Genomic DNA, 20,806 nt, shown 5'->3' with positions numbered 1-20,806 from the left:
TCTGGGGCTGGCATATATATAAGGAGGTACGATAAATAATATGTTGCAGCTAATATTAGATGGTCTTATATATGGTTCCATTTATGCCCTGATTGGTTTTGCGATTAGCACTCTCTTTATGACGACTGGTGTAGTTAATTTTGCTATTGGTGAGACAATCACCTTTTCGATGTATGTTGGGATTATCACCATGGAATGGTTTCACACCTCTTATCTTATTACTGTGATTGAAATCATTGTCATAACCGTTATCTTTACTGTATTGATTACCAAAATTCTGGTCATGCCACTACTAAAACATGGATCGATTATCTCAACAATTGGTACAGCGTCAATGTATATCATTTTTCCAATATTAACTGTCGGTTTAAGTACACAGGATCATACCTTTCCAAAAGCACCCATTCCAAAAATGAATTTATCGATAATCAGTTCCTGGGATGCGGTCATTTTTATTGTGACAGCGTTAATAGCCATTTTGCTGCATTACTTTGTCATGAAATCTTCGTGGGGAGTAGGGATACGTGCCATTAAAAGTAATCAGTCCCATGCATTATCTATCGGGATTTCAGTTGGTAAAATAGTCATGATAACAGCTATATTGTCTGGTTTTATTGGTGGAATCACAGGATTAATAGCAGCTCCAAAATTGCTTCTAACCCATAACTTAATGGGGACACCTTTTATGGTTGCATTAATTGGAGCGGTCCTTGGGGGACTAAATAATCCCAAGGGTATCTATTTTGGATGTTTATTATTGGGAGTTGTCCAAAGTATTACGGGAGGTTTGTTCGGGAGCATCTCACGAGAAATTATTCCAATTCTAATAGTTCTGGTTGTACTAGTCATTAAACCGGAAGGATTATTTTCATCCATTCGTGAAAAACGGGTTTAAAGGAGGAGCTGAATTATATGTCGATTAAGACACAAATCATAAGTTGGGTTTTCTTACTGGTCTTGGGAATCATCGCTTCATTTATTCTGCCTCCTTATTTCGGTTATTTGCTCGGTCTTATTGCTGTCTATTCTCTCGCATCTATTGGAATGAATTTTTTAACAGGATATACTGAGCAAATTTCTTTAGGAAATGCGGCATTTTTCGGTATTGGGGCCTATGTCTTTGGCGTATTGCAAAGCTTAGGAATCAATAGTACCTTATCGATTATCGCTGGTGCCGTCTTATCTGGGGTGATAGCCTTTATCGTTGGTTTTTTAACCATCAGGGTAAAAGATATTTATTTAGCTGTAGGGACACTTGCATTACCACTTTTATTTCTTCAGATTACTAAAGGCATGGAGATTACCGGCGGAACAGGGGGCTTGTCCATTCTACCTTTAGTTGAAAAGGAAAATGGAAGCAGTATGGAGGTTGCAATCATCATTATCGTTGTATCCATAATAGGATTTGTCTCTACACTTATTGCGAACTCCTTCATTGGAAGGGCTTTTCACGCGACGAGATTGTCTGACCATGGAGCGGTAGCGCGGGGGATTGATGTTGTAAAGTATAAGGTTCTTGCATTTGTTCTTAGTGCAGTTTTAACTTCTATTTCTGGAAGTTTGTATGGTGTAGTGGTTGGTTACATCACGCCTGAACTTTTTCAAATAATGATCAGTGTCAACTTTTTAATTATGGCGATTGTAGGAGGAAGGGGAAGTATTGCTGGTTCCCTTTTGGGAGCTGCCTTTGTTGTAATGGTTCCAGCTTTATTTAATGTAATAGGGCTGGCTCAATGGCAGCAGCTTGGATTAGGTATTGGTATGGGTGTTATTTTATTGTTATTTCCTTCAGGGCTTATTGGGATTCTATCGCTATTATGGAAAAGGAGGAGAGTTGCAGTAAATGAAAGCAAACCAGTTGCAAGTTAACCAAATCCATTTAAATATTGGTGGAGTATCGATACTAAATGATGTTTCATTTTCATTATCAGAGGGCGAGCGAATCGGACTAGTCGGACCAAATGGTGCGGGAAAAACATCTGTCATCAATTGCATTACCCAGTTTGAAAAACGGTACCAGGGTGAAATAACTTTCGCCGATAAGTTACTGAATAAGGAAAATCCACAGGATTTACCGAAATACAAGATTATCAGGACATTTCAAAATTTGGGATTATTTAATGAATTAACAGTTTTAGATAATTTCTATATTGCAGCACACCGATCATTTGAAACAAATATGAAAAACATTATTAAGTTAGAAAGGGAAGTAAAACGAGAAGCTCTAAAATTACTTGAAAATGAAACGATAGAGTTAGGCGATATTGTCAGTGACCTGTCATATGGTCAACAGAAAATAGTTGAATTCTTATGTGCTCTCATTCAACGCCCCAGTATATTAATTTTGGATGAGCCGGCAGCAGGGTTAAATGATTTTGAGAAAAGCAGAATGATTGAAATGATTCTTAGGAAGCAAAGTGAGTTTAATTTTAGTTTATTGGTAGTTGAACATGATGTGAATTTCGTATCTACTCTTTGCCAAAATGTTGTTGTTTTACAAAGCGGGGAGCTTTTATGTACAGGATGTCCCGAAGAGGTTTTTCAAAGAAAGGAAGTAATCCAGGCATGGATAGGTGAAAGTAATGGATAAAACTCAAACGATTGAAAAAGTTGATCATTTACTGGAAGTCAGTAAGCTATCTGTTTTTTACGGAAAAATGCAAGCAGTGGATAATGTTTCTTTTCAGCTTCCAAAGGGGAAAGTGTTTGCAATCATTGGGGCGAATGGAGCTGGAAAAACTTCATTATTAAGAGGAATCTATGGAACTGCACAATATTCGGGATCATTAAAATTTAACAATATGTCCTTTACTGCAAAGACCAACCGATTTAAGTCTGGTATCGCCCATGTTCCTCAAGGCAGGGCCATATTTGGGGATTTAACCGTAAAGGAAAATTTAAGCATCGGGATTTTAGGAATTAAGAAAAAAGCGAATGAATTAGATTATTTGCTAAATCTATTTCCAATTTTGGAAACGAGGCTGAATAAGCAGGCAGGGATGCTCAGTGGGGGCGAACAACAAATGCTTGCGATTGCGAGAGCGATGATGAGCAGACCTTCATTATTGTTATTGGATGAACCTGGAATGGGATTATCACCTAAATTGCGTATGGATGTTTACGAAAGCATCAGGAGATTATTAGATCAAGCGGAACATGATATGGGAATTTTAATTTGCGACCAAGAGATAGGATATGTCTTAAGAATTGCGGATCAAATGAGTGTCATGCAAAAAGGGCATTTTATTTGGACTGGAGAAGCTGATTCCGTGACCATCGATGAGCTTAGTGCCAAGTATATGGGTTTAAAGGCATAGAAAACTTTATTAATTGGTAGAGGTGGAAAAAAAAGTGTCCTATTGGATTCAGAATTTATCAGAGGAATTTCAGGTAGTTAAAGATAATGAACAACTTCCAGTTTTTAAAAATCGGTCAGCAAATATCGCAGAAATGTTTTGGAAGACAGTTAACCTGTTTCCAGATCGGCTGGCTTTAGTTTATGAAGACCAACAACTTACCTATGCTCAGGTTGGCGAAAGAGTAAATCGTGTTGCGTATAATTTAACAAATCATTACGGAGTCAAGCCGGGAGATAGAGTTGCTGTATTATTTGGCAATGGTTTTCATTTCCCTATTTGCTTTTTTGCTATTGCTCAAATCGGGGCTATTTCAGTGCCATTAAATACTAGATTAACAGGCCATGAAATCATCCATGAAATAGAAAATTCAAAATCTAAAATATTAATTATGGAGGATGAATTTTGGTCGCAAATTATATTGATAAAGAATCAAATTCCTTCCATAGAAAGTATTTTTATTTCAGGAGAGATTCCTGATGAACCGGCAATTTTAAGTTTTGATACTCTTCTTAAGCCATATAATGGTGAACAAGTCTTTATCCCAGTGAAAGAAACTCAGGCATGTTCCATTTTATATACCTCTGGTACGACCGGAACTCCGAAAGGTGCCGTTCTGACACATCGCGGCCTAATTGGCACCGGAATGAATTTTGCCTGTACCTTTCAACTGCAACAAGAAGACAGCACACTTTTAGCCATTCCTATTTTTCACATTACAGGTATGCTGCAGTTTTTAGGATCAATCTATCGGGGAATTCCTGTATATCTCATGAGAACCTTTAAAACTGATATTGCGATAGATTTAATTGGACATTATAAACCAACCATTCTAGTTGGGGTACCAACTATTTATTGGTTTATTCTTTCGTCTCCTCAATTTAATCCAGATCATTTTAGACAAGTTCGGGCTTTACTTTATGGCGGAGCACCAGCCCCTGTTTCGTTAATTAAATTACTTAGAGAAAAAATTCCTCAAGCAAAGATTCACAATGGGTACGGGTTAACAGAAGGGCATGGATTAGATACGTTGCTTCCTGATGAGGATGCTTTAAGAAAACCTGATTCTATTGGTCTGCCTGTACCGCTTGTAGAATGTAAAATCGTTGATGAAAAGGGAGCTTCACTAGAACCGAACCAAATAGGTGAGCTTGCAGTTAGAGGATCAAAAATAATGATGGGATATTGGGAAAATCAACAAGCAACAAGTAAAGCAATTAAAGATGGATGGCTAAGAACCGGGGATCTGGCAAAAATGGATGAAGAAGGTTACGTATACATTGTTGATCGGAAAAAAGACATAATCAACCGTGGCGGTGAAAAAATATACAGTATTGAAGTAGAGAATATTTTATATTCATTCCCTAAAGTACTGGAAGCCACAGTATTTGGTGCGGTGGACGAGAAATATGGGGAACAGGTGATAGCAGCAATTGTTTTAAAGCCAGGTGAATCAGTAACAGAGGATGAGGTAAAAGAATTTTGCAAAACAAAACTAGCAAAATATAAAATCCCCAAATATGTAGAATTTTTAGAGCAACTTCCTCGTAATGCAGGAGGAAAAGTCCTAAAACATACTCTAAGAAAATCTTATTCTATTATCAATTAGTAAGGGAATTCAAGAAAAAGTTCAGTGGTTTATAAACAGGAAGGAAGCTTGAGGTTACAAGATTCAGAGAAGGGTTGTTGGTTAAGTGAAACTGTTCAATCTTGAAAATAAGGTAGCTGTAATAACTGGCGGTAACCGGGGGCTAGGAAGAGCGATGGCATTAGCTTTGGCCAATGCGGGAGCTGATATTGTCATTATTGGAAGAAGTGAGGAAAAAAATAACGAAGTTGTACGGGAAATTCAGAAATTCGGAAGAAAAGCCGCAAGTTTTTCGACCGACCTTCGAGACATTCCCGCCATTAATGAGATGGTAGCGGAGGTAGTAAGCCAGTTTGGGAAGATGGATATTTTTATCAACAACGCAGGAGTTTCCCATACAGAGTCTGCCTTTGATCTAAAGGAAGAGGATTGGGACAACGTTATGGATCTGAATGTAAAATCGCTCTTTTTCTGCTGTCAGGCAGCTGGGAGGATAATGAAAGAACAAGGTTATGGGAAAATAATCAATCTTGCCTCTGTTGCCGGTGCTGTTGGTGAGGTTGGTATAGCCCCGTATACAGCAAGCAAGGCAGCAGTAATCAACCTAACCCGTTCGCTTGCCCTGGAATGGGTGCGATACGGAATACAGGTAAATGCAATCGGGCCATCCTATATCGAAACGGATATGAATAGGGATGAATTAAGCAATCCAAAGGTTCGATCAAAAATTGTCGGTAAAACACCAATGAAGCGATTGGGCAACCCTGATGAATTGTCAGGTGCCGCTATATTCCTGGCTTCAGACGCAAGTAACTATATGACCGGACAAACCGTTTATGTTGATGGCGGCTGGTTAGCTCAGTAGAAAGGAATTTAGCGGTTGATATGATTACGTTCGATAGAAGGAGTGATAAAGTATGTTTGATTTCGCCGAAAGTGAAGAGCAAAAAAGAATGTTGGCTGAAGCAACTGAAATAATGGAAAAATACGTCTATCCAAATGAAAAATATATGGTTCCACATCGTGGATTACCTGGGGACGTTTTAAAGCCATTACAACAAATGGTGAAGGAAAAAGGTTTATGGGCAGCCCATCTTCCTAAAGAAATAGGGGGAATGGGAAAAGGTTTTGTTTCCCTTGGTCTCCTGTCTGAAGTGATTGGCCAAAGTCCAATAGGGCCATATGTGTTCGGGTCTATGGCACCAGATGCAGGAAATGGTGAAATTTTATGGCATGCGGCAACAGCTGAACAAAAAAGTAAATATTTACAGCCCCTAGCAGACGGGGAAATTCGCTCCTGTTTTGGGATGACTGAGCCTGAAGTCTCCGGTTCGGATCCAACGACACTTCAAGGGATAGCGGTTAAAGAAGGAAATGAATGGATTATTAATGCTCATAAATGGTATACAACGGGTGCTGTAGGAGCAGCCTTTTGTATAGCAATGGTTGTCACTGATCCTGATGCCGAAAAGCATAAGCGAACAAGCCTTTTCATTGTTGACACCGATAATCCTGGATTTGAAATTGTTAGAGAAGTACCAGTTATGGGTGATCACTATCCTGGCGGGCATTGTGAGGTTCGGTTCAATGATTGCCGGGTTCCGGAGATAAGCATGCTTGGTAACCGTGGTGAAGGTTTTAAATTGGCTCAACTGCGGCTTGGTCCAGGAAGAATTACCCATGCAATGAGATGGCTAGGAGTTGCCCGTCGTGCCCTCAATGAAATGATATCCTTTTCTTTGCAGAAAAAAGAAGGTGATAAAACTCTAGCCGATTCGCAGACGGTTCAAAATTTTATCGCTGATTCAGAAGCAGAAATTCAGGCTGCAAGATTACTAACTATACATGCTGCATGGAAAATGGATCAGGGAGACCAGGCGCGCAAAGAAGTGTCACTTATCAAATTTTATGGAGCAAACGTATTAAATAACGTCCTTGATCGCGCGATTCAAACACTAGGAATGTATGGGCTAACTCCTCATACCCTGCTGGAAGAGCTTTATCGTGAAGCAAGGGCGGCACGAATTTATGATGGAGCAGATGAAGTTCACCGTATGGTAGTAGCAAGGCAAGCCCTAAAAGAGTTTCAAGCAAAGGAGCAATTAAATGAAACAGCCTCCATCCCCAAATAAGGAATCCACTGCGGAAATAAATTGGAATGGAATTGAAAACTATCTTCGCAGTCAAAATATTGTTTTAGATGAATCTCCTCTTGAAGTCCAACAATTTTCTACCGGGTATTCTAATTTAACATACTTTATAAAAATTGGAGAGTGGAAGGCTGTTTTAAGACGGCCTCCATTTGGTCCAATCCCCCCAAAAGCCCATGATATGAAAAGAGAATACGAGGTATTGCTAAAAATAAACCAGGCTTTTCCCCTTGCTCCAAAACCTTATCTTTATTGTGAGGACGAAAGCATTATGAAACGGCATTTTTATATCATGGAAAAAAAAGATGGAGTTGTGATCGATGAGTCCTTACCAGAAAAATTTGAAGTCAATCCTTTGTCAAGGCGGGTAATATCAGAGGCTGTAGTTAAAACACTTACAAAACTACATGACATCGATATTCGCCAGGCGGGGCTTGAGACATTAGGATATCCGGAAGGTTATTTGAGTCGCCAAGTACATGGGTGGATTAGAAGATACCAAAATACTAAAACAGATGAAATCGCAGGGGTAGAAGAACTTGAAAAATGGCTCGTAAACCATATTCCAGTCTCTCCTGAACCAACCGTTGTTCACAATGATTTTAAGTTAAATAATATGATGTTTTCGGCAAAACTTCCTATTGAGGTAGTTGGACTCTTTGATTGGGAGCTAAGTACGATTGGTGATCCATTAACAGATGTTGCTTCGATGATTGCCTATTGGAAGGAAGAAGGTGACCCCTACACGGGAATAACCTCTATAACAAAACAAACAGGTTTTGCTTCAAGGAGAGAAATGCTAGAAATGTATGCGCGGCAAAGTGGCAGGAATGTTGATCAATTTGATTATTACTTAACCTTTGCATTCTACAAAATTGCCGGTATCCTTCAACAAATCTATTACCGTTGGAAAATGGGTGAAGCGAAGGATGATCGTTTTGCAAAATTAGGAGAAGGTGCTAAAAATATAATGCAACAAGCCATGAGAGCTCAAAGAAAAGAGTTTCTACGATAATATATATTCACTGGATAGGAGGAAATTTGATGGAACGCTTGTTAATTGAAAAAGATTTATCCATCTTACAGAAGACAGTAAACTCATTCGTCAAAGAACAAGTAGAGACGATGGAACAGTCCCATAAAAAATATGTTACGGAATTATCTGCGAATGATGTCAGTTCTCTCCAAGAAAAGGCAAGGGCAGCAGGCTTAAAAGCTTTAGGAGCAAAAAGAGCTTGGGGTGGTGCAGGATTATCTTTATTAGCAAGAACTGTCATCTACGAAGAAGCATCTCAACACCGTCTAGGTCTCTATCACCCTGCAGGAGATGCTTTTGGAGAGGAATTGCCAAGTTTCTTGGAAAAATGTACGCAAGAACAGATTGAAACGTATGTAAAACCTGCTGTTCAACAAGGCACAGGGTGCGTTATTGCTTTATGGGAGGAACAAGAGGATAACCACATTGAAAAGCTGACAAGTACGGCTGTTAAAAATGGAGATGAATGGATTATTAACGGCCAAAAGTCTTATCTTAAAAAAATGGAACAATCGAGTTTTGGAGTCATCCTGGTAAACTGCCTCGGCCAAGAAGGAGAAGCAAAACCAACCTTATTTATTTTAGAAAAGGATGATCCGTTTGAGATAAAGGAAACAATGTTGATTGATGTCCAAAACACTCACGATTTATTCTTTAAGGATGTCCGCATTAAAGATATTAGGAGAATTGGTGCTGTCGGCGAAGGTGCCCAATTGATGAAACAGTGGTTGACAGAATCTCAAATTCTTCTTGGTGCCAGATGTTTAGGTATTTCAGAAAGGGCGTTACAATATGCAAAGGATTATGCGAAACTGCGTATTACAAGAGGAAAACCATTGGCTGAGTTTCCTTCCATTCGTACGATGATTGCAAATGGTGTCATGAATCTAAAAGCTGCCAAACTTATGGTTCAAGAAGCTGCGAAAAAAGTGGATAATGGAGAAATAGACGGAGCGATTGATGCAAAAATGGCTAAATTATTTGCTGTAGATACTGCCGCAAAAATTATTGATGACACATTTCAAATTCACGGGGGAACCGGATTTGCCGGGGATCTGCCAATTGAAAGATGGTATAAGGAAATCCGTCTAGCCAGATTAGACTTACAAAAGAAAGAAACCGTTTTGGAGGAGATTGCTAGAATCCATCTTTATTGAACGGCCCATTGTCACTGCACGAAATTTGTATAGTTTTTTAGATTATTTAAAGAAAAAATAATAGACAGATTCTAGCTCAAATTAGTTAGAATCTGTCTTATTTATTTGTCAAAGTAATACATAATTTTTTTGTTCAAAATTTATTACCCTTGCAACCATTGATGTCAATTTGTTTTTCCTAACTATCCCTTTTTAATTTTAGTATTTTGTAGGTTACTAGTTTTTAAAGGTTACTATTGAAGATAGTTATCGAAGAGTGTGATCGGTTATCGACAGAAAATTTCCTCACAAACTGGCCTAAGTTCGTGTTACATAAGGGTTTTGGACACAACTAATCAAACGATTAATTAGTAAATTTCTTGTTAATCAAATGATTGATTAGATTTGCTGCGTTTGTTGATAAAGAAGGGGATAAGTGGTTTTTTAGGGATGAAGTATGTCGAGAGACGGTTTGGGTATAACGAGTGAAAAGTGGGTCGAGGTCGACCACCTTGTCCTCTCTATTTTCATAAACAGGCTATATTGTTGAAGATAAGCAAAAATTTTATGAATAAAGAGAAGAAGAGCTTGGGAAGGAAATATTCACACATTCGCTGAAATATAATGATACTGACCTTAAATAAAGTGGGTTTCAAATAACGAAACCCACCCTAGGAGATGATTGGAAATGGAAATACGGGTGAATCAAATTGAATTAAATGGACTCACTTTTCAATATCGCGAGTGTGGGGAACCTTCTGCACCACCGGTTATTGCACTTCACGCACTGGGAAAAAGTGCTGAGTCATGGGATCAAGTGGCTGCTGTATTAGGAGAAAACTACCGAGTTTTAGCTCTTGATCAACGGGGGCACGGTGGGAGTGCGAGAACTAGTACATACACTTTTGAACTAATGTGCGATGACTTGCTTCATTTTGCGAATGCTATGAATTTGGAAAGATTTGCGCTAATAGGTCATTCCATGGGGGGAACAGTATCCTATATTTTCTCGGAAACATTTCCGTCAAGGATAGAACGGTTGATTGTTGAAGACACTCCTCCTCCTCCCGTTCCGGATAGGCCATTCGAAATTCCTTCCAAACCATCTGATCCCCTCCCATTTGATTGGCAGGTTGTTCCTTCGATTCTAGGGCAACTTAATGAACCCAATCCTGAATGGTGGGCACGTCTTTCCGACATTAACATGCCTACTCTTATTATAGGTGGTGGGAGGGCCAGTCATGTTCCTCAAAACAAATTGCAGGAGGTTTCTGAACTTATTCCGAATTGCCAATTAGTAACAGTAGAGGATGCTGGCCACTTTGTGCACGATGCTAATTTACCAACATTCTTAGCTGCAGTAAAAACTTTTCTTAATTCATGAGTTACCAAACGCTTTCACTGTTACCTTCATTCTGATTAAACTTAACGGGCGCGATTGTTGTAGATTATTCGTCTACTACCTCGATAAAATACCGAGGTATTAGACTTTTTTTATATTTCAAGTTCTTCATTGATATCACCCTATTGGTAAATATAGTGGAAACAAGTGGTAAAACCTATGACAATCGCTGGTGAAAAACATGGCAGAAGTGGTACATCCTTATGGCCGTATTCATTCGATAGACGCTTTGGGTATAACGAGTGAAAAGTGGTTCGGTTTCGTTGCTTAATGATGAACCAGAAAAGACCCCCAGGTGAAAAATGTACTTAAAATCCCTTTCGCACAAGAGCTAACCTTGGGTACGGTATTCCTTTATGTTTCTGGCAATTAACTGATGTGTGTTTTGGCAGTATGTTTATTAACCTTCTTGAATCAATATTCAAACCATAATTGTATAATTGCTGAAGGACAAAGGGGACGGTTCTACTGACTTTTGATGGGCAAGGAAGAGAGAAAAAATGCCATGAGCCGTCCCTGCGGTTCCCGATTGGGGAAGAGGTAGTTTAGCATTAACAGTGAGGAACCGTACCATAAATAGAGGCAGTTTTTTACCTGAATTGCATTTATAGGTCGGGAAAATTGTACAAAAGTAAAGGCTAAACAAGATACATTTTTTATGACTTACCTGTTTAGCCTATCTTTTTTATTTTATGTGCTTTATATATTTGTACTCCAAATTAATGATTAACTGAATTAATATAATTCAGTTAATCATTAGTCGACAAAGGAATTGACTACAAGTTGCCAAAGAGAATAATCATGGATGTTATTCTAAAGTTGGGGCAATTTCAGAAATAGTGATTTCACTTCCCAAGATAGGTGAATCTTGGGAAGTGTCAGTCGAACTTGTATGGGCTTCTTTGAAAGCAGCGCTATTTTTCCAACGGTTAAAGTCTTCAATAGTCTTCCAATACATATTTACATTCAGTTCATCATATTCTGAAAGATTTTTAGCAATTAATACTTGGACTTTTACAAAACCTTTCATTGTTTGTTAGACGCCTGTTCTTGTGAACATTGGCGCCATTTTTGCCGCAAAACCTAATTTCGTTTTAATTCTATTTGTAACGATAATCATTGTTTATTCCTCCTTGGTTATTCTCACGGGCTATTCTATAATCATCTCTTTAGAAGAGACTGTCTTCATTTCAAAAGATTGGTCAAGTTTAAGACGGCCATCTTCCATTCGATAGACTTGATCACAATATTCCAACAATCGTTCATCATGGGTTACCATAATAGCTGCTTTGTTCCTTGCTTTTGTTTCTCTGGCAATAAGTTGAACTACTTCATGTGCCCTTTTCGAATCCAGACTTGCTGTTGGTTCATCTGCTAGAATGATGGAGGGATTGTTTATAAAAGCGCGGGCAATCGCCGTACGCTGGCGTTCGCCTCCAGACAACTGATCAGGTAATTTTTTTAACTTTGATGCTAAACCCAGATTTTCTAATAGTTCTTTTGCATTTTCCTTATCTTCTTTTGTCACTTTACCTGCCATTTTTTTCACTACTAGTAATTGTTCCAGTACATTTAAATAGGGTACTAGATTACTTGTTTGCAAAATAAATCCTATTTCCTCTAACCGCAATCGTGCTAAATCCTTAGGGTTTAACTGATTAAGGCTCTTTCCGTTAAGAATAACCTCGCCTTTAGATGATTGGAGTAAGGCGCCTGCAATTGCGAGAAAGGTACTCTTACCCGAACCTGATGGGCCAATGACAGCAATAAACTCCCCTTGTTCCACCGTTAGCGAGACATCATCAAGGGCTAGAACTTGATTTTCACCCTGTTGGTACAGTTTAGAGACACTGTTGAATTGTATTCCTGACATTACTCCAACCTCCCAATTGCTTGAAGCGGGTCTATTTTTGTAACCTTTCGAACGGATATCACGGAACTTAAAATTGAAATGACAAGCAATAAAAGTGAGTAAATGATAACTAGTTTAAAATCGAGTGAAAATGGCATTCCATCCGGTAGAATTAGGGCTGTCCCATATGTTAACAAGATTCCCACTACTATACTAACAAATGATAAGAGAAATACCTGGGCTACAATGGCTTTTCCAAGGAACCGATTGCTGGCACCAATGGCTTTCAATATCCCAAATTGATTTGATTTTTGCAGGGTAAGGACATAAAAGAATACACCCAGTACAAATGTTGAGATGGCCAAAAGGAATGCGAGCATCATCATAATAGTGCCATTTTCTTCTTTATAACCGGGCATTCCCTGGACGGCAGTGCTTTTGGTTACTGTTTCCGTGTCTTTGAAAAACTTATTTAGTTTTTCAGAATCGATATTTTCACCTTGCAGCATAATCGCATTTACAGGATTCTTAATCCCTTTATCAGAACCTGGAGCTGCAAATTGAATGGTGCGCCATTTATCCAAAGTAGTAAAAATGGCAGGTAAATGATTGTAAGTTTCATTTTCTACAAACCCGACAATTTTCACTTTTTCTAAAGATCCTTCTAGCTTAAGGGTATCACCGATTTCAAAGCCCTTTTTCTTTAACGTATCATTGGCGATAACTTCTAATGGTTCATTTGCTTGAAGAGGCTTTCCTTCTATCACATCTGGTTCAAGAAAATTACCAGGTGTTATTCCTAAGATGGCGACATCTACTTTTTCTTTATCAGCAGAAGAAGATTCATTTAGTACGGTTCCCATCGTTGCACCCATTCCGGTTGCCGCAGAAACATCATCTGCTTTTTCCAGTTCGGCTGCCAATGATTCCTTTAATAGTGACCGGCTCATGGAGGCTCTTGATCCTTCCTCGAATGTCACATAATGCGCATCCATATTTTTAAAGGTTGCTGCACTTAGCGTTGATAGGCCATTGCCTAGTCCAGATAGGATAAAGACCAGCCAAGCAATCAAGACAGTTATAACACCAATCATTAGAAACCGTAATTTACCATGCTTTAACTCTTTTAAAGCAAGAAACAATGTATGACACTCCTTTATTGTAGATAGTATTAGTCACGCGTGACTAATAAAAGTATATTAGTTATATGCTGAATAGTCAATCGTGATTATATAATTAAAATATGGTTATTTTTTTGAAATTTAAATAAAAAGGGAACCCTCGGTGGGTTCCTTTGAATCATCTGATTAAAAAATTTAATCCGAATGAAGAAGATGATGAATGGTTTTTTCAAGAAAGGTAACTTCTGCTTCTAACATTGTAATTTTATGTTCGACTGCAAGATTAACACCGGTTCGTATTCCATGTGCTGGAGTCTGGTTAAATAGATCTATTAATTTCCTGTTTTTCATTAATCGTTCTTTCAAGGCCGGTATTGCTTTATCCATTGGGAGAAAATCAATAAACATTAACCCAATATCTCCTTGATAATTAACACTTTCTGCAGAGGACAGATTATCCAATAATAATTTATAAAAATAGTTTCGGCCATTTTCATTTATAGAGTACACTTTTCGGGTGGGTCTATTTCCTTCTTGCTCTAGCTGAATATCTATAAGACCCTTTTGATTTAGTTTATCCAGAGCGGCATATGCAGTAGGCTTTTTCATATCTGTAACTGTACTTAAGTTTCTTTCGATAAATTCATTAATTTGATATCCATGTTGACTTTGTCCCATGAGTAATCCAAGCAGAATTAGTGAGCGATGTTCCACTGAAATCCTCCTTTCTTTCATACATTCTTTATATATTCTCTCGTAAATTTTATTTGTAGTCAATTGAGGACTTACCACAAACTGCTTTGGATTAAGTCCTTATAATTGTGTAAAAAGAAAGGGGTCATTTTTATCCTTCTTGGAAACAATGTTTTCAACGACGATAAACAATGAGAAGAGGAATAAGAATGACCCAATTACAGTTTAGCCTAGATATGGATCTTTTAAAAGAATCAGTAATGAATTCAAATATAGACACAGTTGTTAAATTAGCTGTTGTTCTGGTTTTGAATGAATACATGGAGAAAGAAAGAGATGATTATTTACACGCAGCTGCATATGAACGCTCTAATGAGCGTCGTGACTACCGTAATGGCTACTATGAACGTGAATTAACAATGAGTATCGGTAAAATAAATCTTAAGGTTCCTAGAACTCGTAATGGTGAATTCTCACCTTCAGTTTTTGAGAAATACTCTCGGTGTGACCAAGCATTAGTTCTCTCTATGCTTGAGATGGTTATCAATGGCGTTTCTACACGCAAAGTTACACATATCGTGGAACAACTTTGTGGTGAAAGTATCTCAAAATCGTTTGTTGCTTCACTTACTCAGAAGCTTGATCCTATTATCAATGATTGGGCCAAACGGCCCTTAAATTTAAGGTATTATCCTTTTGTTTTTGTAGATGCAATGTATATAAAAGTTCGTGAACATCATCGTGTCATCTCTAAGGCTGTTTATATTGCCACAGCTATTACAGACAACAAAAAACGTGAAATACTTGGTTTACATGTAGATCATGCTGAAAGTTTTGAAAGTTGGAGTCGCTTTCTCCAACAACTTAAATCCCGTGGCCTTCAATCCCCAAAGCTAGTCATTTCAGATGCTCACCAAGGGCTTCAAAAAGCGATTCTACGTGAATTTATTGGGACTAGCTGGCAAAGGTGTAACGTCCATTTTAAACGTAATATCATAGAAAAGCTGCCAAAAAAGGGATCAGATGAAATACGTATGATGATTAAGCGTGTTTTTGATGCAGTCACAATTGAGGATATGCGGAAATTTAAGGATGAACTGATGGCGCAGTTTGGAGATGATCCTAAATACGAACAAGCTCTAACAATATTAGATGAAGGATTCGAAGATACCATTCAATACATGGAACACCCAGAGGACATGCGTTGTCATATCCGTAGTACTAATTCTCTTGAGCGTTTAAATCAGGAAGTCCGAAGAAGAGAAAAAGTTATACGTATCTTTCCAAATACACAATCTGCTTTCCGTTTAGTCGGAGCTGTTTTAATGCACTATCAAGAGACCATTTATTCAAAGCAAAAATCTATTAAAAGGTAGCTGTATTTAATTTTCAACGTACTTCCATTTATGGATTATTCCATATCCAGTCAAGGCTATCAAAGGAAAAACCGCCTTTGACACCCTTGACTGGATATGGAGATTGAAACCCATGGAAGTAACGCTCGAAAAATGTTAAGGAGGAATAAGCCGTTTAACCCAAGTGAGTAGCTCAATAAATAGGTATAGTCGACATTGTTTTCAAATTTACACAATATTTAGGACTTGACTAAAATCTCCCCTTATTTACCCCAAAACGAGCTCTATTTTGCATTTAACCGAAAAATTTCCGCTTATTTACTTTTGCTGGTTACTCGATTAAGGACGAGGCATCTTATTTAAAAGGGAGTGAGTTTTATCTCAAATATGTGAGGTTTTATATAAATATGGTTATTGTATTCCTAATAAAGAAACTCGCCAATTGATGGTGAAACCTTTGAATGGGAATGGCTGCATGGGGGATGTGTGAAGATGGTTCACTTGCTTCATCGAACGTAGGTTGATGATTGTAAGAAAAATCGACGGGTATAGTTGGTGACATATTTCGAGGCATTTTACTTTGGAAACCCTCTATTTATCGGTGGTGGGGGTAGTTTTAACCAATCGTTTGTTTAATATCAAAACGGGGAAATTTTTGTAGGTTAATCGTTTTTATAGATTACTATTGAAGTTCGTTGTCGAAGATGGAGACTAATCATCGACAGAAATTTTTCGGAAAAATTGGCCTGAGATCTTTTGACATAAGGGTTTGGGCCATAATTAATCAAACGATTAATTGGTATATTTCTGGCTAATCAAACGATTGATTGGCATGGTTGATTTTGTTGTTAAAGAGGGAGTTAGGTGATTTTAGAGGTGTGAAGTTTATCGGAAGTCGATTTGGAAATAACTAGTGAAAACCGCCCGGCCACTGCCACTCTAATTTTTACACCCGTAGAAGGCTCAGAATGGATGAGCACCTCCTCCGCGTTGCCCTATCCAACCGTTGACAATTCGTAATCGAAATAGGTTTAGTCCCTATTTTTTCAAATATATATATACGTAGTTTGTCTGATTTCCCCTCAAAGTGTTAACTTCTACCAAAGCAAACCGTGGAATTGCCTAAAATTTTTTAGATAATTTGTACTATTTTGTTGTATTTGTATTTTTGTAATAATATAATATTCTAATAATAATAAAAAATCATAATAATAAAAAATAATTATTAAGAGAATCAGTAATAGGATTCGATTGATCAGTTATTAGAACAACAAGTAAGGAGGAAGGGGTTCAATGGTACGATATCTAGTAAAACGTCTGTTCATGATGATACCGATACTATTTTTTGTAACTATTTTTATCTTTTTATTTGTACATATGATTCCTGGGGATCCCGCTAGATTAATAGCAGGACCCAAGGCAACGATAGAAGATATTAATTTGAAAAGAATAGAACTTGGTCTGGATAAACCGCTGTATGAGCAATATCTAACCTATATGGGAAATATGCTGCAAGGGGATTTTGGCAATTCACTTCGGACAAAACAATTCGTGATGGATGAAATTGGTTCCCGATTTATGCCTACCTTTTGGCTGACCTTTTGGAGCATGATCTGGGCCGTTATCATTGGCCTGGTGATTGGCATCGTTTCAGCGAAGAAAAGAAATAAATGGCAGGATTATGCAGGGATGTTTGGTGCTGTTTCCGGCCTTTCCTTACCATCGTTTTGGCTTGGTCTAGTGCTGATTCAAATTTTCTCCGTTAAGCTAGGATGGCTGCCAACGGGAGGATTGGAATCCTGGAAAAGCTATATTTTACCCTCGATTACGCTCGGTACAGGGGTAGCGGCGGTTATTGCCCGCTTTTCGCGCTCTTCTGTATTGGACGTGTTAAGAGAAGATTATATTCGGACGGCAAGGTCTAAAGGATTAACGGAAGGGAACGTCGTATGGGGGCATGCGTTGAAAAATGCCTTGATTCCCGTAGTCACCATGACCGGTTTGCAATTTGGTTTTCTATTAGGCGGCTCCGTTGTCATTGAAACGGTGTTTAGCTGGCCAGGTCTTGGCAGACTGTTGATTGATTCCGTCAATTTTCGTGACTATCCCGTTATTCAAGCGGAAATGCTTTTGTTTTCGGTTGAGTTTATCTTAATTAATTTATTTGTTGACCTGCTGTATGGTTTTCTCAATCCAAAAATTCGTTATGAGTAAGGGGGTATTAACATGCCAGCACTTGAGGAAAAGGAAATTCTGAACATTTCACCTTCCAGTCCTCCTACAAAAAGGCCCACTGCATCACCCCTTTTTGAATTTTGGAGGAAGTTTAAAAAGCAAAGATTGGCTTTCATTTCCGCAATCTTTGTTGCGATTTTAATTATTTTAGCCATTATTGGGCCGTATATTGTTCCGTACAAAATTGATCAGCCGGATTACACACAGGTGCTTCAGGGCCCCTCGCTCAAGCATTTAGCGGGAACTGATTCATTCGGGCGTGATATTTTTAGCCGAATCATTGCCGGGACGAGAATTTCATTATTTGTTGGACTTTTCTCCGTTTTCATTGGGGCGGCCATTGGAACGCTGCTCGGACTAATCAGTGGGTATTATGGGAAATGGATTGACGGACTTATTATGAGATTTTGCGATATCCTGTTTGCCTTTCCGGGGATTTTATTGGCGATTGGTATTATTGCTATTCTAGGACCGGGACTTGAGAATGTTGTCATTGCTGTAGCAATCTTTGGTGTTCCGACCTTTGCTAGAATCGTTCGTTCTAGCACGCTGACGGCCATGTCGACCCTTTATGTTGAAGCAACTCGGTCGATTGGTGCAAAGCCAAGGCGTATCATTTGGAAACACATTTTTCCAAGTACCATCTCAAGTATTATTGTTTATTTTACCATGAAAATTGGAACGGCTATTTTAACAGCTGCTAGTTTAAGTTTTCTTGGCTTAGGAGCACAGCCGCCATCACCCGAATGGGGAGCGATGCTAAGTACAGGCCGTGATTACATCGATACGGCTCCGCACATGATTTTATTTCCGGGTCTCATCATTTTTTTAACCGTCTTGGCTTTTAATCTATTAGGCGATGGCCTGCGTGATACTCTCGACCCGAAAATTAAAGATTGATAGGAGGGAAGCGGAGAATGAGCAAGGCGCTTCTTGAAATAAAGGAATTAAGGACACACTTTTTCAGTGACCAACGAGTGGTCAAAGCCGTTGATGGGGTAACCATCAAGGTTGGTGAAGGGGAAGTAGTGGGAATCGTCGGCGAATCTGGCTGTGGCAAGAGTGTTACCTCCCTTTCGATTATGCGGATTTTAAAGGATACACCTGGTAAGATTGTCGGTGGTGAGATTGAATTTGAAGGCAGGGATTTGATAAAGCTGTCGGAAAAAGAAATGCGCGCTATCCGCGGAAATGAAATTGCGATGATTTTTCAAGAGCCGATGACGTCACTTAACCCGGTTTACACGATCGGGAAACAGCTTGTAGAAGTCATCCAATTGCATCTGAAAAAAAATCAACAGGAAGCAAAAGGACACGCAATCCATATGTTGGAGCTGGTCGGAATCCCGAGGGCTCAGGAGATTATGAATGAATATCCTCATCAATTATCAGGTGGAATGCGGCAGCGTGTGATGATTGCGATGGCGATGTCATGCCAGCCTAAATTATTGATTGCGGATGAACCGACTACGGCACTCGATGTGACTATCCAGGCGCAAATATTGGATTTGATGCGGGAGATTCGCAAGGAAAATAATTCATCCATTTTACTGATTACCCACGACCTCGGTGTGGTGGCTGAGATGTGTGACCGCGTTGTCATCATGTATGCTGGGAAAGTCGTGGAGGAGTCGGATGTCTATACGATTTTTGAAAATCCAAAACACCCATACACAAAAGGGCTATTAGACTCTATCCCAAAGCTAGGTGTCAAGAATGTACGGCTTGCCTCCATTTCCGGAAACGTTCCTGCACCAGATGAAATGCCAAAAGGGTGTAAGTTTGCACCACGCTGTCCGAATGCCATGAAAGAGTGCTGGGAAAGGGAGCCGGAATTAAAAGCTCTTGATGAGAATCACACCGCACGCTGTTGGCTTTACGAAGAGAAGGAGGCGCAGTGATGAGCCCGTTAGTTGAGGTGAAAAATTTAAAAAAGCATTTTACTGTAAATAAAGGAATGTTTACCAAGAAAACGGAAATAGTCAAAGCGGTCGACGGGCTTTCGTTCACGATTGAAAAAGGCGAAACATTGGGTCTTGTGGGGGAAAGCGGCTGCGGGAAGTCGACAACAGGCCGAATGATTATGCGGTTGATTGACCCAACCGAAGGACAGGTGTTTTTCAACGGCAACGATTTGACCGTTTTGTCCGATGAGCAATTACGACCGCTTCGCAAAGAGTTTCAAATGGTGTTTCAGGACCCCTATGCTTCATTAAACCCAAGGATGAAGGTCAGCGAGATTATTGAGGAACCATTAATCGTTCATAATTTTCCAAAGGAAGAGCGGAAACAGCGGGTGGAGGAATTATTACATGTGGTCGGATTAAACGCTGCCCTTGCCGATCGATATCCGCATGAATTTAGCGGCGGACAGCGGCAGCGGATCGGGATTGCCCGGGCACTGGCGGTGAATCCGCAATTAATTGTGGCGGATGAGCCTGTATCTGCCCTGGACGTATCGATTCAATCGCAAATTTTAAACCTACTAAAAGACCTGCAAAGCCAATTTGATCTGACCTACTTGTTTATCTCACATGACCTCAGTGTGGTGGAGCATATCAGCGACCGGGTTGGTGTGATGTATTTAGGGAGAATCGTGGAATTATCGGATAAAGAGTCCTTATACAAAGAGCCGTTGCACCCGTATACAAAAGCGCTGTTATCGGCTGTTCCGATTCCGAATCCGCGGGCCGTTCGGGAGAGAATGATTTTAAAAGGCGATATTCCGAGTCCTGCCAACCCGCCATCGGGCTGCACGTTCCACACAAGGTGCCCATTTGCGACAGAAGAATGCAAAACCACTGTGCCGGAGTGGAAAATGGTTAGTGAGAATCGCTATGTTGCCTGCCATTTATATAGATGACAAGATTCAAAGGAGGCCA

General features: G+C 39.2%; 19 protein-coding genes. 15 read left to right on the top strand and 4 right to left on the bottom strand.

Annotated features, from left to right (window positions below; genetic code table 11):
• Positions 1-40 precede the first annotated feature (40 nt).
• The 10 genes from BABA_RS00675 (at position 41) to BABA_RS00630 (ending at position 10,650) form a co-directional block, all read left to right on the top strand.
• The gene (locus BABA_RS00675) at positions 41-895 is read left to right on the top strand and encodes a branched-chain amino acid ABC transporter permease (protein WP_007083181.1); all 855 of its coding nucleotides are present in this window, start codon (positions 41-43) and stop codon (positions 893-895) included.
• Between the two features lie 17 nt (positions 896-912).
• Positions 913-1,869 (top strand): branched-chain amino acid ABC transporter permease, encoded by a 957-nt coding sequence (locus BABA_RS00670; protein ID WP_007083180.1) that lies wholly within the window; start codon positions 913-915, stop codon positions 1,867-1,869.
• A complete protein-coding gene (locus BABA_RS00665) occupies positions 1,844-2,590 on the top strand; it encodes an ABC transporter ATP-binding protein (RefSeq protein ID WP_007083179.1) in 747 nt (248 codons plus the stop codon). The genes BABA_RS00670 and BABA_RS00665 overlap by 26 nt, the downstream gene beginning before the upstream one ends.
• On the top strand, positions 2,583-3,317 hold the full coding sequence (locus BABA_RS00660) for an ABC transporter ATP-binding protein (protein ID WP_007083178.1): 735 nt from the start codon (positions 2,583-2,585) through the stop codon (positions 3,315-3,317). The genes BABA_RS00665 and BABA_RS00660 overlap by 8 nt, the downstream gene beginning before the upstream one ends.
• A gap of 34 nt (positions 3,318-3,351) precedes the next feature.
• Positions 3,352-4,965 carry a class I adenylate-forming enzyme family protein gene (locus tag BABA_RS00655; RefSeq protein WP_007083177.1) on the top strand — a complete coding sequence of 538 codons (1,614 nt, stop codon included), beginning with the start codon at positions 3,352-3,354 and terminating at the stop codon, positions 4,963-4,965.
• 85 nt (positions 4,966-5,050) lie between these two features.
• A complete protein-coding gene (locus tag BABA_RS00650; RefSeq protein WP_007083176.1) occupies positions 5,051-5,809 on the top strand; it encodes an SDR family NAD(P)-dependent oxidoreductase in 759 nt (252 codons plus the stop codon).
• Positions 5,810-5,861: 52 nt separating this feature from the next.
• On the top strand, positions 5,862-7,076 hold the full coding sequence (locus tag BABA_RS00645; protein ID WP_007083175.1) for an acyl-CoA dehydrogenase family protein: 1,215 nt from the start codon (positions 5,862-5,864) through the stop codon (positions 7,074-7,076).
• Complete coding sequence (locus BABA_RS00640) at positions 7,051-8,109, top strand: phosphotransferase family protein (protein WP_007083174.1); 1,059 nt, start codon at positions 7,051-7,053, stop codon at positions 8,107-8,109. Before BABA_RS00645 ends, BABA_RS00640 begins: the two co-directional genes overlap by 26 nt.
• A gap of 29 nt (positions 8,110-8,138) precedes the next feature.
• A complete protein-coding gene (locus BABA_RS00635; RefSeq protein ID WP_007083173.1) occupies positions 8,139-9,287 on the top strand; it encodes an acyl-CoA dehydrogenase family protein in 1,149 nt (382 codons plus the stop codon).
• Positions 9,288-9,954: 667 nt separating this feature from the next.
• The gene (locus BABA_RS00630; RefSeq protein WP_007083172.1) at positions 9,955-10,650 is read left to right on the top strand and encodes an alpha/beta fold hydrolase; all 696 of its coding nucleotides are present in this window, start codon (positions 9,955-9,957) and stop codon (positions 10,648-10,650) included.
• A gap of 826 nt (positions 10,651-11,476) precedes the next feature.
• On the opposite strand, the gene BABA_RS00625 is transcribed toward BABA_RS00630, so the two are convergent.
• The 4 genes from BABA_RS00625 to BABA_RS00610 all read right to left on the bottom strand — a co-directional run bounded on the left by BABA_RS00625 (position 11,477) and on the right by BABA_RS00610 (position 14,355).
• Positions 11,477-11,698, bottom strand: a complete 222-nt coding sequence (locus BABA_RS00625) for an antibiotic biosynthesis monooxygenase (protein ID WP_007083171.1) — start codon at positions 11,696-11,698, stop codon at positions 11,477-11,479.
• 120 nt (positions 11,699-11,818) lie between these two features.
• Positions 11,819-12,541, bottom strand: a complete 723-nt coding sequence (locus BABA_RS00620) for an ABC transporter ATP-binding protein (protein WP_007083169.1) — start codon at positions 12,539-12,541, stop codon at positions 11,819-11,821.
• Positions 12,541-13,662: an ABC transporter permease gene (locus BABA_RS00615; RefSeq protein WP_007083168.1), complete on the bottom strand. Its 1,122-nt coding sequence runs from the start codon at positions 13,660-13,662 to the stop codon at positions 12,541-12,543. The genes BABA_RS00620 and BABA_RS00615 overlap by 1 nt, the downstream gene beginning before the upstream one ends.
• Before the next feature lie 174 nt (positions 13,663-13,836).
• Positions 13,837-14,355 carry a PadR family transcriptional regulator gene (locus tag BABA_RS00610; RefSeq protein WP_007083167.1) on the bottom strand — a complete coding sequence of 173 codons (519 nt, stop codon included), beginning with the start codon at positions 14,353-14,355 and terminating at the stop codon, positions 13,837-13,839.
• A gap of 188 nt (positions 14,356-14,543) precedes the next feature.
• On the opposite strand from BABA_RS00610, the gene BABA_RS00605 reads away from it, so the two are divergent.
• The 5 genes from BABA_RS00605 (at position 14,544) to BABA_RS00585 (ending at position 20,787) form a co-directional block, all read left to right on the top strand.
• Entirely contained in the window at positions 14,544-15,710 is a 1,167-nt protein-coding gene (locus BABA_RS00605; RefSeq protein WP_007083166.1) for an IS256 family transposase, read from the top strand.
• Between the two features lie 1,272 nt (positions 15,711-16,982).
• Positions 16,983-17,903 carry a glutathione ABC transporter permease GsiC gene (gsiC, locus tag BABA_RS00600; protein WP_007083165.1) on the top strand — a complete coding sequence of 307 codons (921 nt, stop codon included), beginning with the start codon at positions 16,983-16,985 and terminating at the stop codon, positions 17,901-17,903.
• A 12-nt stretch (positions 17,904-17,915) separates the two neighbouring features.
• Complete coding sequence (locus BABA_RS00595) at positions 17,916-18,824, top strand: ABC transporter permease subunit (protein ID WP_007083164.1); 909 nt, start codon at positions 17,916-17,918, stop codon at positions 18,822-18,824.
• 17 nt (positions 18,825-18,841) lie between these two features.
• Positions 18,842-19,825 carry an ABC transporter ATP-binding protein gene (locus tag BABA_RS00590; protein ID WP_007083163.1) on the top strand — a complete coding sequence of 328 codons (984 nt, stop codon included), beginning with the start codon at positions 18,842-18,844 and terminating at the stop codon, positions 19,823-19,825.
• Entirely contained in the window at positions 19,822-20,787 is a 966-nt protein-coding gene (locus BABA_RS00585) for an ABC transporter ATP-binding protein (RefSeq protein WP_157273068.1), read from the top strand. The genes BABA_RS00590 and BABA_RS00585 overlap by 4 nt, the downstream gene beginning before the upstream one ends.
• Positions 20,788-20,806: the final 19 nt, after the last annotated feature.

The organism is Neobacillus bataviensis LMG 21833 (genome assembly GCF_000307875.1).
In the GTDB taxonomy this organism is placed as follows: domain Bacteria; phylum Bacillota; class Bacilli; order Bacillales; family Cytobacillaceae; genus Neobacillus; species Neobacillus bataviensis.
Note: the sequence above shows the minus strand (reverse complement) of the source record. Positions and strands in the feature narration are given on the sequence as shown.